This is a genomic window from Luteimonas sp. A482 (genome assembly GCF_054072655.1).
Window position 1 is genome coordinate 548757 of the sequence record NZ_JBSVRO010000001.1, and the last position, 14057, is coordinate 562813.

The 14057-nt window shown below is 70.2% G+C and carries 13 protein-coding genes; 7 read left to right on the plus strand and 6 right to left on the minus strand.

The window, feature by feature from the left end; all coding sequences use genetic code 11:
- Nucleotides 1–7 precede the first annotated feature (7 nt).
- Nucleotides 8–1264: a 6-phosphofructokinase gene (locus ACW5DW_RS02425; RefSeq protein WP_457017161.1), complete on the minus strand. Its 1257-nt coding sequence runs from the start codon at nt 1262–1264 to the stop codon at nt 8–10.
- Nucleotides 1265–1390: 126 nt separating this feature from the next.
- Here ACW5DW_RS02425 and ACW5DW_RS02430 point away from each other — a divergent pair, with 126 nt between their 5' ends.
- A complete protein-coding gene (locus ACW5DW_RS02430) occupies nt 1391–1969 on the plus strand; it encodes an adenylate kinase (RefSeq protein ID WP_457017162.1) in 579 nt (192 codons plus the stop codon).
- 163 nt (nt 1970–2132) lie between these two features.
- Here ACW5DW_RS02430 and ACW5DW_RS02435 read toward each other — a convergent pair whose 3' ends face one another.
- Nucleotides 2133–2636, minus strand: a complete 504-nt coding sequence (locus ACW5DW_RS02435) for a DUF411 domain-containing protein (RefSeq protein ID WP_457017164.1) — start codon at nt 2634–2636, stop codon at nt 2133–2135.
- 167 nt (nt 2637–2803) lie between these two features.
- On the opposite strand from ACW5DW_RS02435, the gene mpl reads away from it, so the two are divergent.
- Together mpl and ACW5DW_RS02445 are read left to right on the plus strand one after the other, a co-directional pair.
- Nucleotides 2804–4210, plus strand: coding sequence for a UDP-N-acetylmuramate:L-alanyl-gamma-D-glutamyl-meso-diaminopimelate ligase (gene mpl, locus ACW5DW_RS02440; RefSeq protein ID WP_457018379.1), 1407 nt, complete (start codon nt 2804–2806; stop codon nt 4208–4210).
- A gap of 384 nt (nt 4211–4594) precedes the next feature.
- A complete protein-coding gene (locus ACW5DW_RS02445) occupies nt 4595–5164 on the plus strand; it encodes an LON peptidase substrate-binding domain-containing protein (RefSeq protein WP_457017166.1) in 570 nt (189 codons plus the stop codon).
- Nucleotides 5165–5236: 72 nt separating this feature from the next.
- Here ACW5DW_RS02445 and ACW5DW_RS02450 read toward each other — a convergent pair whose 3' ends face one another.
- On the minus strand, nt 5237–7258 hold the full coding sequence (locus ACW5DW_RS02450; protein WP_457017168.1) for a VTT domain-containing protein: 2022 nt from the start codon (nt 7256–7258) through the stop codon (nt 5237–5239).
- Between the two features lie 47 nt (nt 7259–7305).
- Between ACW5DW_RS02450 and ACW5DW_RS02455 the strand changes: the two genes are divergently transcribed.
- Both ACW5DW_RS02455 and ACW5DW_RS02460 read left to right on the plus strand, forming a co-directional pair.
- Nucleotides 7306–7968: a serine/threonine protein kinase gene (locus tag ACW5DW_RS02455; RefSeq protein WP_457017170.1), complete on the plus strand. Its 663-nt coding sequence runs from the start codon at nt 7306–7308 to the stop codon at nt 7966–7968.
- A gap of 123 nt (nt 7969–8091) precedes the next feature.
- Entirely contained in the window at nt 8092–8910 is an 819-nt protein-coding gene (locus ACW5DW_RS02460; protein WP_457017172.1) for an SDR family oxidoreductase, read from the plus strand.
- A gap of 42 nt (nt 8911–8952) precedes the next feature.
- Here ACW5DW_RS02460 and ACW5DW_RS02465 read toward each other — a convergent pair whose 3' ends face one another.
- On the minus strand, nt 8953–10086 hold the full coding sequence (locus ACW5DW_RS02465) for a trans-sulfuration enzyme family protein (RefSeq protein ID WP_457017174.1): 1134 nt from the start codon (nt 10084–10086) through the stop codon (nt 8953–8955).
- Between the two features lie 72 nt (nt 10087–10158).
- Between ACW5DW_RS02465 and ACW5DW_RS02470 the strand changes: the two genes are divergently transcribed.
- Both ACW5DW_RS02470 and ACW5DW_RS02475 read left to right on the plus strand, forming a co-directional pair.
- Nucleotides 10159–10596 carry a VOC family protein gene (locus tag ACW5DW_RS02470; protein ID WP_457017176.1) on the plus strand — a complete coding sequence of 146 codons (438 nt, stop codon included), beginning with the start codon at nt 10159–10161 and terminating at the stop codon, nt 10594–10596.
- A gap of 280 nt (nt 10597–10876) precedes the next feature.
- On the plus strand, nt 10877–12100 hold the full coding sequence (locus ACW5DW_RS02475; RefSeq protein WP_457017177.1) for an acetylornithine transaminase: 1224 nt from the start codon (nt 10877–10879) through the stop codon (nt 12098–12100).
- A gap of 47 nt (nt 12101–12147) precedes the next feature.
- Here ACW5DW_RS02475 and ACW5DW_RS02480 read toward each other — a convergent pair whose 3' ends face one another.
- Both ACW5DW_RS02480 and hemL read right to left on the minus strand, forming a co-directional pair.
- Nucleotides 12148–12762, minus strand: coding sequence for an HAD-IA family hydrolase (locus tag ACW5DW_RS02480; RefSeq protein ID WP_457017179.1), 615 nt, complete (start codon nt 12760–12762; stop codon nt 12148–12150).
- Nucleotides 12759–14054, minus strand: a complete 1296-nt coding sequence (gene hemL, locus ACW5DW_RS02485) for a glutamate-1-semialdehyde 2,1-aminomutase (RefSeq protein WP_457018380.1) — start codon at nt 14052–14054, stop codon at nt 12759–12761. Before hemL ends, ACW5DW_RS02480 begins: the two co-directional genes overlap by 4 nt.
- Nucleotides 14055–14057: the final 3 nt, after the last annotated feature.

A 14057-nucleotide genomic window follows, 5' to 3' on the forward strand; every position in this document is an offset into this window, starting at 1 on the left:
CCGGAGCTTATCCCTCCCAGGCCGGCAGCTTCTTCTTCACCGCCACGTTCTTCAGCGTCACATAGGCAGGAATGCCGTCGCGGCCGTACGGTGGCGGCAGCTCGCCCCGGATCAGCGGTTCAAGGTAGGTGCGGGCCTTGTCGGAGATGCCATAGCCGTCGCGGCGGATGTAGCCCTTCGGGAAGGTCTTCTCGTGGTTGGCCACCTTGTCCAGCGGCGCGCTGCCGATCTTCCAGCGGTAGGGGCTGTCGGAGGTGCGCACGATCACCGGCATGGTGGCGTTCTGGCCCTTGAGCGCGAACTGCACCGCGGCCTTGCCCACGGCGATGGCTTGCTCGACGTCGGTCTTTGAAGCAATGTGCCGCGCGCTGCGCTGCAGGTAGTCGGGCAGTGTCCAGTGGACCTTGAGGCCGAGCTCGTCCTTGACCTTGCCGGCCAGGTACGAGGCGACGCCGCCGAGCTGGGTATGGCCGAACGAATCCTTGCCGCCGCCCGAATCGGCGACGAAGCGCCCGTCGGCGGTCTGGATGCCCTCGCTGGCGACCACCACGCAATAGCCCACGCGATCGACCACCTTCTTCACGTTCTTCAGGAAGTCGGCCTCGTCGTAGGGGCGCTCCGGGAACAGGATCAGGTGCGGTGCCTCGTCCGGGCCCTTGCCAGCCAGGCCTGCGGCCGCGGCCAGCCAGCCGGCATGGCGACCCATGGCCTCGTAGACGAACACCTTGGTCGAGGTATCGGCCATCGCCGCCACGTCCAGCGCGGCCTCGCGCACCGATACCGCCGTGTACTTGGCGGCCGAGCCGAAGCCCGGGCAGCAGTCGGTCACGGCCAGGTCGTTGTCGATGGTCTTGGGCACGCCGATGCAGGTCAGCGGGTAGCCGAACTCGGCGGCCAGCTTGGAGACCTTGTTGGCCGTGTCGGCCGAATCGTTGCCGCCGTTGTAGAGGAACCAGCGCACGTCATGGGCCTGGAACACCTCCAGCAGGCGCTCGTACTTCGCACGGTCCTCGTCCACCGACTTGAGCTTGTAGCGGCACGAGCCGAACGCGCCGCCGGGGGTGTGGGCCAGCCCGCGGATCGTCGCGGCGGTCTCCTTGGTGGTGTCCACCAGCTCCTCGCGCAGCGCGCCGAGGATGCCGTTGCGCGCGGCCAGCACCTTGATCTTGCGCGCGCGCGCCTCGCCGATCACGCCCGAGGCGGTGGCGTTGATGACGGCGGTGACACCGCCGGACTGTGAGTAGAGCAGGGTTCCGGAAGCCATATGCGCCCTTTGCAGGAGGTCGGAGAGACGGATCGATGGGTTAAAGTGGCGGCTGAATCCGCGGTGACGGCCGAGTGTAGCAACGGTCCGCGACCGCTTCCGGTCTCGTTCTGTTGGGAGTCGTCGATGCGATTGGTATTGTTGGGAGCGCCCGGTTCGGGCAAGGGCACGCAAGCGGCGCGGCTCAAGGAGCACCTGCAGGTGCCGCACATTTCCACCGGCGACCTGCTGCGCGCCGAGGTGGCTGCGGGCTCTCCGCTGGGCCTGCAGGCGAAGGAAGTGATGGCGCGTGGCGAACTGGTCAGCGACGACATCCTGCTGGGCATGCTCAAGGACCGGTTCTCGCGTCAGGACACCAGGTCCGGATTCATCCTCGATGGTTACCCGCGCAACCTCGCCCAGGCCGCGGCCCTGGACGAACTGCTGGCGGACCTGGGGCAGAAGTTCGACGCGGCGGTGCAGCTCACCGTCGACAACGAGCAGATCGTCGAGCGCCTGGCCGGCCGCGCCAAGGCCGAGGGTCGCGCCGACGACAATCCCGAATCCGTGCGCAAGCGGCTGCAGGTCTACGACCAGCAGACCGCGCCGGTGATCGAGTTCTACCGCCAGCATGGCCAGCTGACCATCGTCGATGGTGTCGGCTCGCTCGACGCGGTGTTCAACCGCATCATCGAAGCGATCGCGCCGGAGAAAGCGGTCGGCTGAGGGCGGCGTACGGGGTGTGGATCCGGTAGGAGCGGCTTCAGCCGCGAACGGCAACGACTGCCGGCATCACCCACATGAAAGTCCGTCCGGTCAGCCGTGCGCCCAGGCGCGGCACAGGTGTCTTCAGCCTTCGCAACGGCGGGCCAGCCCCGCCGGCTTGCGCTCAATCCCGTGGATAGCTGCTGAACTCGCGCGTGCTGCCGTCCTCGAGCACCAGCATCACCGCGTAGGGGTGCGCGATGCCGTCGGGATGCTCCATCCCCGGCGAGCCCAACGGCATCCCGGGCACGGCCAGGCCCCTGGCGGCCGGGCGCTCGCGCAGCAGGCGGGCGATGTCGGCGGCCGGCACGTGGCCTTCGATGAAGTAGCCGCCGACCTCGGCGGTGTGGCAGGACGCCATCGCGTCCGGAACGCCAGCTGCGTCCTTGACCGCGGCCATGTCCTCCACATCCCGCGCCTCGACCTCGAAGCCTGCTTCGCGCACATGCTCGATCCAGACGCTGCAGCAGCCGCAGGTCGGATGCTTCTGGACGGTGAGCAGCGGCAGCGCGTGCGCCTGCGTGGCCACAGGGCTGGCGCTGTCGGTCGCGCTGCCGGCGGATCCGACGGCGCTGCAGCCGCCCAGCAGCAGGGCGATGGCGGCGAGGACGAAAGGAATGCGGACCATGCGGTCTTCCAGGAACGGGTCAGTCGCAGAGTCTAGCGGGGCGGGCGGAACCGGCCTTGACCGGGATCAGCCGGCCCGGTCTTGCGCGTTTGGGTAAAGTGCGCGGCTGTCATGCAGCACGCAGGTCCGCCTTGAAACTCCACATCCTCGGCATCGCCGGCACCTTCATGGGCGGCGTCGCCGCGCTCGCGCGCGAACTCGGCCACGCGGTCGAGGGCAGCGACCAGGCGGTGTATCCGCCCATGTCGACCCAGCTCGAGCGACTCGGCATCGCGCTCAGCCAGGGTTATCTGCCCGGCCATATCTCGCCCGATTGCGACGCGGTCGTGATCGGCAACGCGCTTTCGCGCGGCAATGCCGCGGTGGAGGCGGTGCTCGACAGCGGCCGTGCCTACACCTCGGGCGCCGAGTGGCTGCGCGACCAGGTGCTGCCCGGTCGCGAGGTGCTGGCGGTGGCCGGCACCCACGGCAAGACCACGACGACGACGATCCTGGCCTTCCTGCTGCAGGCGGCAGGGCGCGAGCCAGGGTTCCTGATCGGCGGCGTCGCGGATGATTTCGGGGTGTCGGCGCGGCTGGGGACGCCGGCTGCCGTGTCCTCGTCCGGCGCGTCGCGGCATCCCCTCGCCGAGAAAGAAGGAGATGCCGTATCGGCGCTCGCGCGCCGGCCTCTTTTTGTCGTGGAAGCCGACGAGTACGACACCGCCTTCTTCGACAAGCGCAGCAAGTTCGTCCACTACCGGCCGCTGGTGGCGGTCCTCAACAACCTCGAGTACGACCACGCCGACATCTTCCCCGACGTAGCCGCGATCCAGCGCCAGTTTCACCACCTGGTGCGCACCGTGCCGGGGCGCGGGCGGCTGATCGTCAATGGCCACGACGCGCATCTGCGCGAAGTGCTGGAAATGGGCTGCTGGACTCCGGTCGAGCGCTTCGGCTTCGACGACGGCTTCGAGTGGCAGGCCCGCAGGCTGCGCGAGGACGGCAGCGCGTTCGAGGTCCTGCACGATGGACGCGCGCTGGGTACGGTCGAGTGGCCGCTGCTGGGCGACCACAACGTGCTCAACGGCCTGGCCGCGCTGGCCGCCTGCGCGGCGGTCGGCGTGGACGTGTCGAGCGTGCTGGGCGCGTTGGCGCAGTTCCGCGGGGTGAAGCGGCGCATGGAGGTGCTGGGCGAGGCGCGCGGCGTGACCATATACGACGACTTCGCCCACCATCCGACCGCGATCGCCACCACCCTCGCCGGCCTGCGCGCGAAGGTGGGCGATGCGCGGATCGTGGTGGCGATGGAGCCGCGCAGCAATTCGATGCGGCTGGGCGCCCACGCCGACGCGCTGGCGCCGTCGCTGGCGGGTGCGGATGCGGTGTTGTTCCTGGCGCGACCCGAACTGCCTTGGGATGCGGCGCAGGTAGTCGCGGCGGTGCGCGGACAGGCCCACGCCGTGGCCGATGTCGACGCCCTGCTGGCAGCACTGCACGAGGCTGCGAGAGACGGCGACCACGTCGTGTTCATGTCCAACGGCGGCTTCGATGGCGCGCCGCGGCGATTCCTGGCGCAACTGCGCGAAGCTTGAAGCGGCGGGCAACGCGCCCGGGTCGACGCGTGCTTGTCATCCCGGGCGTAGCGAGGATTCCGCCGCCGGCCGGGAATCCTTGGCCGCGGACTACGCGGACTACGCGGACTACGCGGATAGGGATCCTCTGAACAAGTCCAGCCTGTCATTTCGAGCGCAGCGAGAAATCTCAGGCAATCAGAAGCATAGATTTCTCGCTGCGCTCGAAATGACATTTGTTCAGAGGTTCCATAGCGCAGATCCGTACCAAAGCGTGCAGTCGGGAATCCCATCCTCTTTCACGCTGTTCATCCGCGTGATCCGCGTAATCCGTGGCAGAGCACATTCCCAGACATTCACCGGCCTAAACGCAGCCCTCCGTCGACCGGCCTAGACTGTTGCCCCATGTCCGAAACGCTGCCCCTGTTTCCGCTGAACACCGTACTGCTCCCCGGCGCCGCGCTGGGCCTGCGCGTGTTCGAGCCGCGCTACCTGGACCTGGTGCGCGAGTGCGGGCGGCGGGGAACCGGCTTCGGCGTATGCCTGATCGCCGAAGGACTCGAGGCCGGCGCGCCGGCGACGCCGGAAGACTGCGGCACCGAGGCGCGCATCGAAGATTTCGACACTGGTCCGGACGGCCTGCTGCACCTGCGCCTGCGCGGCCATCGCCGCTTCCGCGTCACCGCCACGCAGGTGCGCGACAACGGCCTGGTGCTGGGTGAGATCGCATGGTGCGAACCGGACCCAGTCGCCGACCTGCAGCCGCAGCACGCGCTGCTGGGCGAGGTGCTGCGGCGGATCCTCGAGCAGCTCGACGCCGACATCGCGGTGCCGGAACGGCGCTTCGACGAAGCGGCCTGGGTGGGTTGGCGCCTGGCCGAACTGCTGCCGCTCACCCTGGCACAGCGCCAGCAGCTGCTGGACGAGGATGACCCCGACCGGCGACTCGATGCGATGCTGGACCTGATCCAATAACTGGCGCCGCTGCGGCGCAGGCACGCCGTCGATTCGGTCACCGCGCGGGAGCACCGTGGAGGCGGGCGTGGGTCAGTGCGCCTGTTCGCCAGCCTGCCCAGGCGCCACCCGGTCCGTGCGCAGCCGCAGCACCGGCGCGCCGGTCGTCGGGTGTGGCGCGTGCCGGACCGGGAATCCGGTGAGTGCGCGTTGCACGGCGGCGTGGGCGGCGTCATCGTCCAGCGCCGGCAGCCAGATCCCGAACAGGCCGCCGAGCGGGCGCTCGAACGACAGCGTCTGCGTGGTGCCGATCCACAGCGGCGTGCCGTCGGCCAGCCGCGCCGGGGCGCGCCACAGGCGCAGCGAATGCAGCCGCCCGTCGCCCGCCGGGCGGCGCAGCAGCAGGGTCTCGGCCTCTGAACCCAGCGTGGCAGGCAGCACCGCCTGTTGGGCTGCGGGCGCATCGTCATCGAGCAGGCTCAGGGTTGCGATCCAGTCCGCCTGCGGCTGCGCCTCCCAGCCCAGCGACTGCAGGTGCGCCTGCAGCGGCTGCAGCGGCCCGGCGACCTGGATTTCCAGCGCCCAGCGGCGGCTGGCATCGCGCTCATGGCGCTGGCCGGGCAGCTGCGCCCAGTCGCGTTCCCACCAGCCTTCGCGGTCCAGCACCAGCGTCGGCTCGGGCGCATGGAAGCGCGCGAGCAGGGGGTCGACTGCCCTGGGCGCATGCCACAGCGCTGCGACCGCGAACGCGATGTAGAAGATCGCCGCCAGCGGTCGCATCCAGAACGAGCGCGCCACGTGCCGCCGGTAGGCGATGCCCAGCACCAGCAGCCAGACGATGCCCAGCAGCATCCCGCCGACCACGTCGCTGAGCCAGTGCGCGCCCAGGTACAGCCGCGCGAAGCCCAGCAGCGCGCCGACCAGGCCCGCGACCAGGTACGGCCAGACGCGGGTGCGCCCGGGCAGCTCGCGTGCGATCAGCACGGCGAAGAAGCCGAAGGTGATCGTGGTCATGGTCACTGACACCGACGGGAAGCCGAAGCCGCTGTGGGCGGTGGGCGGCAGCGGCATGTCGATCAGGTTGGACAGGCCGGTGGTCAGCACCAGGCCGAAGGCGAGCGCGGCCACCCAGTGCGCAGCCGCAATCCAGCGCCGCCGCCACAGCAGCCACAGCAGCGCCAGCGCCGATGCCGGCACCAGCACCTCCCAGTCGCCGATCGAGGCCAGCGCCGCCATCAGCCGATCGGCCAGCGGATTGCGCAGGGTGTACATCGCCTGGAACACGCTCAGGTCCAGCGACAGCGGTTCGCCGCGCATCCATACCGTGCCCAGCAGGGCGAACCAGGCCCAGCCGATGGCCAGCAGGCAGGCGGCAAGGATCGCCAGCGAGGACGACTCCGGCCGCTGCGGGTCGATCAGCGCCGCCGCGTATCGGCCCAGCCGGGGATGCGCACGGGTCCAGCGCAGCAGCCGCGCCAACAGCGCATTGGCGTGGCGGTCGAACCAGCGGTAGGTGTAGAGCACGCCCGACCAGGCCAGCGCCAGCACCACCAGCAGCCCGCCCAGCACCAGCACCAGCCGGTCGGCGACCGCGGCCACCGCGTCGTAGGACGCTCCGAAGATCCAGCCCGGCGCCAGGAACAGGCCCGCCCACAGGAAGCAGGCCAGCAGGCTCATCGGCACGTAGCGCCGCAGCGGCATGCGCAGCATCCCGGCGATGGCCGGCACGAAGGCGCGGATGGCGCCGACGAAACGCGCGATCAGGATGCCTTTGATGCCGTGCCGGCGGAACACCAGTTCACCGCGGTCGAGCAGCTGCGGATAGCGGCGGAACGGCCAGTGATCGCGCAGCTGCGGTCCCCAGCGACGGCCGACCCAGTAACCCATGCCGTCGCCGGCAAATGCACCGAGCGCCGCGCAGGTCACGGCATAGGTCCCGTCGATGTGGCCCAGCCCGATCAGCGCGCCGATCGCGAACAGCAGCGGCAGCGCCGGCACCAGGATGCCCAGCACGACGATCGCGTCGCAAAACGCGATCAGGAAGATCAAGCCACCGGCCGCCACGGGGTGCGCGCTGAGCCAGGCGAGCGTGGCGTCGAACCAGCCGGAGTCCATCAGGCGATTATGACAGCCGTCGCTGACTGCTCGCCTACACTGTGGCGATGCATCGTGACGCCGCCACCGAGATCCATGCGCTGAAGGCGGACAGCTTCGGCCGCATCTCGCTGATGCGGGGCGCGGCCGGCCCGTTCGTCCGTCGCGACCTCGCCCACGTGCCGCTGTGGCTGCGCCCGCCGGCATGGTGGCTGGCCCGGCGCGAGGCGCTGGCGCTGCGCAGCATCCACGGCATGGCCGACGTGCCGCAGCTGCTGGCCTGGGACGGTCGTCGGCTCGACCGCAGCTACATGGCCGGCGCGGCGATGTACCAGCGCCCGCCGCGCGGCGACCTGGCGTACTTCCATGGCGCGCGCCGGCTGCTGCAGCAGCTGCACCGTCGCGGAATCGCCCACAACGACTTGGCCAAGGAGGCCAACTGGCTGGTGCTCGACGACGGGCGCCCGGCGCTCATCGACTTCCAGCTCGCCAGCCGCGGCGACCCGCGGTCGCGCTGGATGCGGCTGCTGTTCCGCGAGGACCTGCGCCACCTGCTCAAGCACAAGCGCATGTACTGCCGTGAGGCACTCACGCCGGTGGAGAAACGCGTGTTGCGGCGCAATTCCTGGGTGCGCGATGTCTGGTTCCGCACCGGCAAGCCGGTATACCGGTTTGTCACCCGGCGGCTGCTGAAGTGGGAAGACAACGAGGGGCAGGGGCCGAAGCCATGATGGGTGAAAATTCCGTCATCCCGAGCGCAGCGAGGGATCCCGTCCCCCGGTCGCCGTATCGCCAAACGCGAGATCCCTCGCTACGCTCGGGATGACAATCTCCCGTCAGCGATGTGCACACTGATGTCCTCACTCTCCAACAAGACCCTCTTCATCACCGGCGCCTCGCGCGGCATGGGCCTGGCCATCGCGCTGCGCGCCGCGCGCGACGGCGCCAACGTGGTCATCGCCGCCAAGTCCGAGGTGGCGAACCCGAAGCTGCCCGGCACCATCCATACCGCGGCCCGGGCGGTGGAGGAGGCGGGCGGCCGCGCGCTGGCGATCCGCTGCGACATCCGCGAGGAAGACCAGGTCCGCGATGCGGTGGCCAGGACCGTGGACACGTTTGGCGGCCTCGACATCCTGGTCAACAACGCCAGCGCCATCTGGCTGCGCGGCGCGCTGGACACGCCCATGAAGCGCTTCGACCTGATGCAGCAGGTCAACGCCCGCGGCAGCTTCCTGTGCGCGCAGGCCTGCCTGCCGCACCTGCTGGAGGCGGAAAACCCGCACATCCTGACCCTGTGCCCGCCGCCCTCGCTCGATCCGAAGTGGTGGGCGCCGCACACCGGCTACACCCTGGCCAAGATGGGCATGAGCTTCGTCACGCTCGGGCTGGCGGCGGAGTTCGCCGACCGCGGCGTGGCGATCAACGGGCTGTGGCCGCGCACCCTGATCGCCACCGATGCACTGAACATGATTCCCGGCGTGTCCACGGCCAACGGCCGCTCGCCGGAGATCATGGCCGACGCCGCGCACGCCGTCCTCACCCGTCCGGCCGCCGGCTTCACCGGCCGCTTCCTGATCGACGACGATGTGCTGGCGGAGGCCGGCGTCAACGACCTGTCCGGCTACGCGGTCGATCCGGCGCAGCCGCTGTTCCCCGATCTTTTCCTGGACTGACGCGCAGGCGCGGGCCGGTTCACTCGGCGGCCGCGAGGCGCTTCAGACCAGCGCCTGCGCCAGGTCGTCGACCAGGTCCTGCGGGTCCTCCAGCCCCGCCGACAGCCGCAGCAGCCCCTCCGGGGAGGCCGATTGCAGACCTTCGATCGACGCGCGGTGCTCGACCAGCGACTCGGTCGAACCCAGCGAGGTGGCGTTGGTGAACAGCCGCAGCCTGCCCGCGACCTCGAGCGCGCCGGCGCGCCCGCCCGCCACTTCGAACGACAGCATCCCGCCAAAGCCGCCGCGCATCTGCCCCGTGGCCACGGCGTGTCCCGGATGCGTGGCCAGGCCGGGGTAGTGCACCACCTCCACGCGCGGATGCGACTGCAGGAACTCCGCCACCGCCTGCGCATTGCGGCAGTGGCGCTCGACGCGCACCGGCAGCGTGCGCAGTCCGCGCAGCACCAGCCAGGCCGCGAACGGCGAGGCGGTGTTGCCGGTCTGGCGGCGCAGCTCGTCGCACTCGGCGGCGAAGTCGTCGTCGACCGCGAACACAAGCACCCCGCCCATCACGTCACCGTGCCCGCCCAGGTACTTGGTCGCCGAATGCAGGACGATGTCCGCGCCCATCGCCAGCGGCTGTTGCAGCGCCGGGGTGGCGAAGGTGCCGTCGACCAGCAGGCGCGCGCCGGCATCGCGTGCGATCTGCGCCAGCGCGGCGATGTCGCAGACCTTGAGCAGCGGGTTGGACGGTGTCTCGGCCCACAGCAGGCGCGTGTCGGGCGTGATCGCGGCGCGCACCGCGTCCAGGTCGGTCATGTCCACCACCCGGTGGCGCACGCCCCAGCGGTCCAGCCACTTCGCGCCGACCGCGCGGTAGCCGAAGTAGGTGTCGTCGGCGATCAGCAACTCGCTGCCCAACGGCAGCGCCTGCATCGCCGTGGTGCCGGCGGTCATGCCGGTGGCGAAGAACATCGCGCGTGCGCCGCCGTCCAGCGTCGCCAGCACGTCCTCCAGCTGGGTCTGGTTGGGGCTGCCGTAGCGCTGGTAGAGATAGCCCAGCGGCGTGCTGGCGTCGGGCGCGTGTTCGAAGGTCGTGGCCAGCTGCAGCGGCGGCGACAGCGCGCCGCTGGCCGGGTCGGGCGTGACGCCTGCGTGGGCGGCGAGCGTGTCGAAACGGTGCGTGCGGGTCATGAGGGCGCCGGTGTCGTGTGGGCACGCGATAATGCCACCACACGCGCCGCCGTCCCCACAGGAGCCGCCTCCATGAAATACCTGCACGCCATGATCCGCGTCCATGACCTCGACGCCAGCAGCCGCTTCTTCACCGAAGGCCTGGGCCTGCGCCAGACGCGGCGCATGGACAACGAGGCCGGCCGTTTCACCCTGGTCTACTTCGGCGCACCGGAAAACCCCGAAGCCGAGGTCGAGCTGACGTACAACTGGCCGCCCGAAGACGGCTCCGCGGCGGAGGACTACGGCAACGCCCGCAACTTCGGCCACCTCGCCTTCGAGGTCGACGATATCTATGCGCTCTGCGCGCACCTGCAGTCGCTGGGCGTCACCATCAATCGCCCGCCACGCGATGGCCGCATGGCCTTCGTGCGCACGCCCGACCTGATTTCGATCGAACTGTTGCAGAAGGGCGCGGCGCTGCCGCCGGCGGAGCCCTGGGCGTCGATGCCCAATACCGGCACCTGGTAGCCGCTCCGCTTTGTTCCTTCCCCCGCTTTGCGGGTAGGGAATCGCTCCGCGCGAGCGCGCTTTGCTCCTTCCCCCGCACTGCGGGGGAAGGCTGGGATGGGCGCGCGCCGCAGGCGCGCAGGACGTGATGTGGCGATCTGACTGCCCCCACCCCAACCCTCCCCCGCTTTGCGGGGGGAGGGAGTCGATCCGAGGCGCCCGACCGCTCCTTCCCCGCAGCGCGCGCGTCCTGACTCGAAAACGGCACAATGGCGCTCCATCCCACGTTCCTGCACGCGCAATGACCGATCCCGCCAGCACCGCCGACCTCGTCGCCCTCGGGCAGCAGCGCTACCTGCCGGTGTACCGGCAGCGCCAGATGATCCTCGACCGCGGGCAGGGCGCGCGGCTGTGGGATATCGAGGGCCGCGACTACATCGATTTTTCCGCCGGCATCGCCGTGTGCAGCCTCGGTCACGCCGACCCCGACCTGGTGGCCGCGCTGCACGAGCAGAGCAGCAGGCTCTGGCACACCAGCAACGTTTTCCTGAGCGAGCCGCCGCTGCGCCTGGCCGAGGAGCTGGCCGCCGCTTCGCGTTTCGCCGAGCGCGTGTTCCTGTGCAACTCCGGGGCCGAGGCCAACGAGGCGGCGATCAAGCTGGTGCGCAAGTGGGCCGCGGCGCAGGGCCGCGAGCCGTCCAGGCGCGTCATCGTCACCTTCCGCGGCAGCTTCCATGGCCGCACGCTGGCGACCGTGACCGCGACCGCGCAGCCGAAGTACCAGGCCGGCTATGAGCCGCTGCCCGGCGGTTTCCGCTACGTCGACTTCAATGATGCCACCGGCCTCGAGGTCGCCATGGCCGGGGGCGATGTCGCCGCCGTCCTGATCGAACCGGTGCAGGGCGAGGGCGGGGTGACGCCGGTGGCGCCGGGGTTCCTGCGCAGGGTGCGCGAACTGTGCGACCACCACGGCGCGCTGGTGGTGCTGGACGAAATCCAGAGCGGGATGGGCCGTACCGGCACGCTGTTCGCGCACTGGCAGGACCAGGTCACGCCCGACATCGTCACCCTGGCCAAGGCCCTGGGCGGCGGTTTCCCGATCGGCGCGATGCTGGCGGGGCCGAAGGTGGCCGAGGCCATGCAGTTCGGCGACCACGGCACCACCTTCGGCGGCAATCCACTGGCCGCGGCGGTGGCACGCGTGGCGCTGCGCAAGCTGTCTTCTCCGGAGATCATGGCCAACGTCGGCCGCCAGGCGGCGGCCTTGCGGGCCGGGCTGGAGGCGATGGGCCGCGCACGCGCGCTGTTCTCCGAAGTGCGTGGCCGCGGCCTGATGCTGGGCGCGGTGCTGGCGCCGGCGTATGCCGGACGCGCCGGCGAACTGCTTGACCTGGCTGCGGCCGAGGGCCTGCTGCTGCTGCAGGCCGGCCCCGACGTGCTGCGCCTGGTGCCGCCGCTCAACATCACCGATGCCGAGGTTGGTGACGGGCTGGCGCGGCTGGAACGGGCGCTGGCGAACGCCTGAGTCGCATTCCCCGGCCGCAGCTTCTGCGGCCACGCGCACGATGCCGGTCAGCCCAGCGTGTAGCGCCTGAGCACCCGTCCCAGCGACCGCGCATCGACCACGGTCTCCGCATGCAGCCCGACCTTGCGCGCCGACTGCACGTTGGCAAACGAGTCGTCCACGAACAGCGTGTCCGCCCGCTGCCAGCCCAGTCGCTCCAGCGCCAGGCGGAACACGGTCGGATCGGGCTTGCGCACCCGCAGCGCGCCGCTGCACAGCACGCGGCCTTCAAAACGCGCGCCCAGCGGCCCGAGGATGCGCGGAATCGCCTGCGCCATCAGCACGCCGTTGTTGGTCAGCACGGCCAGTTCCAGCGACATGTCCAGCGCCGCGACCCGCTCGAGCATCGCAACCTCGGCCACGCTCCCGGCCATGCGCGCGGCGATCCACGCCTCCGCGTCGACCGGCCTGCCGATGCCGCTGCCCAGGCGTTCGAGATAGGTGCCGGTGTCGATGGCGCCACGGTCGAACTCGGACTCCAGTCCCGAGGCGAACAGCACCTCGCGCACCTGCTCGTGCGGGCAGCCGGCGAAGCTCGCCAGCGCCGCGATCCGCCTTTCGTGCCGGTAGGGCGCAAGCACCTGGTCGAAGTCGAACAGGATCCGGCGGATCCCGGGCTTCATCCGGCGGCGACTGCCGCGAAGGCATGCCTGGCCGCGGCAAGGGTGGCTTCGACCACCTGCCCGTCGTGCGCACTCGACACGAAGCCCGCCTCGAACGCCGAAGGCGCCAGGAACACGCCGCGCCCGAGCATCGCGTGGAAGAAGCGGTTGAACGCGGCCGTATCGCAGGCCACCGCCTGGGCATAGGTATCCACGTACGCATCGCCGGTGAAGAACAGTCCGAACATGGCACCCACGCGGGTGGTGGTGAACGGCACGCCGGCGTCGCGTGCGGCGACCTCCAGCCCGTCGCACAGCGCATGCGTGGCGGCCTCCAGCCGGTCGTGGAAGCCCGGTTGCGCCACGACGTCAAGCATCGCCAGCCCGGCCGCCATGGCCACCGGATTCCCGCTGAGCGTGCCGGCCTGGTAGACCGGGCCGGCGGGTGCGATCTGCTCCATCAGCTCGCGCCGGCCACCATAGGCGCCCACCGGCATGCCGCCGCCGATGATCTTGCCGAAGGTGCTCAGGTCGGGGGCCACCCCGTAGCGTGCCTGCGCGCCGCCAAGCGCCACGCGGAAGCCGGTCATCACCTCGTCGAAGATCAGCACGGTGCCGTGCTTCGTGCACAGATCGCGCAGGTGCTGCAGGTAGCCGTCGCGCGGTGGCAGGCAGTTGGCGTTGCCGACCACCGGCTCGATGATCAGGCCGGCGATCTCGCTTCCCGCTTCGTCGAACAGGGCGGTGGCCGCTTCGAAATCGTTGTAGGGCAGGGTCAGCGTGAGGTCGGCCAGGGCCTTCGGCACGCCGGGGGAGTTCGGTACGCCAAAGGTGAGTGCGCCACTGCCGGCCTTGACCAGGAACGAGTCGCCGTGGCCGTGGTAACAGCCCTCGAACTTCAGGATCTTCATGCGGCCGGTGGCGCCGCGCGCCAGCCGGATCGCCGACAGCGTCGCCTCGGTGCCCGAATTCACCATGCGCACCATTTCGCACGAAGGTACGAGCTGCGTGATCCGCTCTGCCATCGTCACTTCGGCTGCGCACGGCGCGCCGTAGGACAGGCCGTTGCCGATCGCGTTTGCCACCGCTTCGCGCACCGCCGGGTGGTTGTGGCCAGCGATCATCGGCCCCCACGATCCGACGTAGTCCACGTAGCGGTTGCCGTCGACGTCATACAGGTACGGACCGTCGGCACGCGCGACGAAGAACGGCTCGCCGCCCACCGACTTGAAGGCGCGCACCGGCGAATTGACGCCGCCGGGCATCAAGGTGCGTGCGCGCGAGAACAGTGCCTGGGAGCGTTCGTGGTTCATGGT

Coding starts and splice junctions, on each gene's coding strand:
- ACW5DW_RS02425 (WP_457017161.1), bottom strand. CDS start 1,264: ATGGCTTCCGGAACCCTGCTCTACTCACAGTCCGGCGGTGTCACCGCC.
- ACW5DW_RS02430 (WP_457017162.1), top strand. CDS start 1,391: ATGCGATTGGTATTGTTGGGAGCGCCCGGTTCGGGCAAGGGCACGCAA.
- ACW5DW_RS02435 (WP_457017164.1), bottom strand. CDS start 2,636: ATGGTCCGCATTCCTTTCGTCCTCGCCGCCATCGCCCTGCTGCTGGGC.
- mpl (WP_457018379.1), top strand. CDS start 2,804: ATGGGCGGCGTCGCCGCGCTCGCGCGCGAACTCGGCCACGCGGTCGAG.
- ACW5DW_RS02445 (WP_457017166.1), top strand. CDS start 4,595: ATGTCCGAAACGCTGCCCCTGTTTCCGCTGAACACCGTACTGCTCCCC.
- ACW5DW_RS02450 (WP_457017168.1), bottom strand. CDS start 7,258: ATGGACTCCGGCTGGTTCGACGCCACGCTCGCCTGGCTCAGCGCGCAC.
- ACW5DW_RS02455 (WP_457017170.1), top strand. CDS start 7,306: ATGCATCGTGACGCCGCCACCGAGATCCATGCGCTGAAGGCGGACAGC.
- ACW5DW_RS02460 (WP_457017172.1), top strand. CDS start 8,092: ATGTCCTCACTCTCCAACAAGACCCTCTTCATCACCGGCGCCTCGCGC.
- ACW5DW_RS02465 (WP_457017174.1), bottom strand. CDS start 10,086: ATGACCCGCACGCACCGTTTCGACACGCTCGCCGCCCACGCAGGCGTC.
- ACW5DW_RS02470 (WP_457017176.1), top strand. CDS start 10,159: ATGAAATACCTGCACGCCATGATCCGCGTCCATGACCTCGACGCCAGC.
- ACW5DW_RS02475 (WP_457017177.1), top strand. CDS start 10,877: ATGACCGATCCCGCCAGCACCGCCGACCTCGTCGCCCTCGGGCAGCAG.
- ACW5DW_RS02480 (WP_457017179.1), bottom strand. CDS start 12,762: ATGAAGCCCGGGATCCGCCGGATCCTGTTCGACTTCGACCAGGTGCTT.
- hemL (WP_457018380.1), bottom strand. CDS start 14,054: ATGAACCACGAACGCTCCCAGGCACTGTTCTCGCGCGCACGCACCTTG.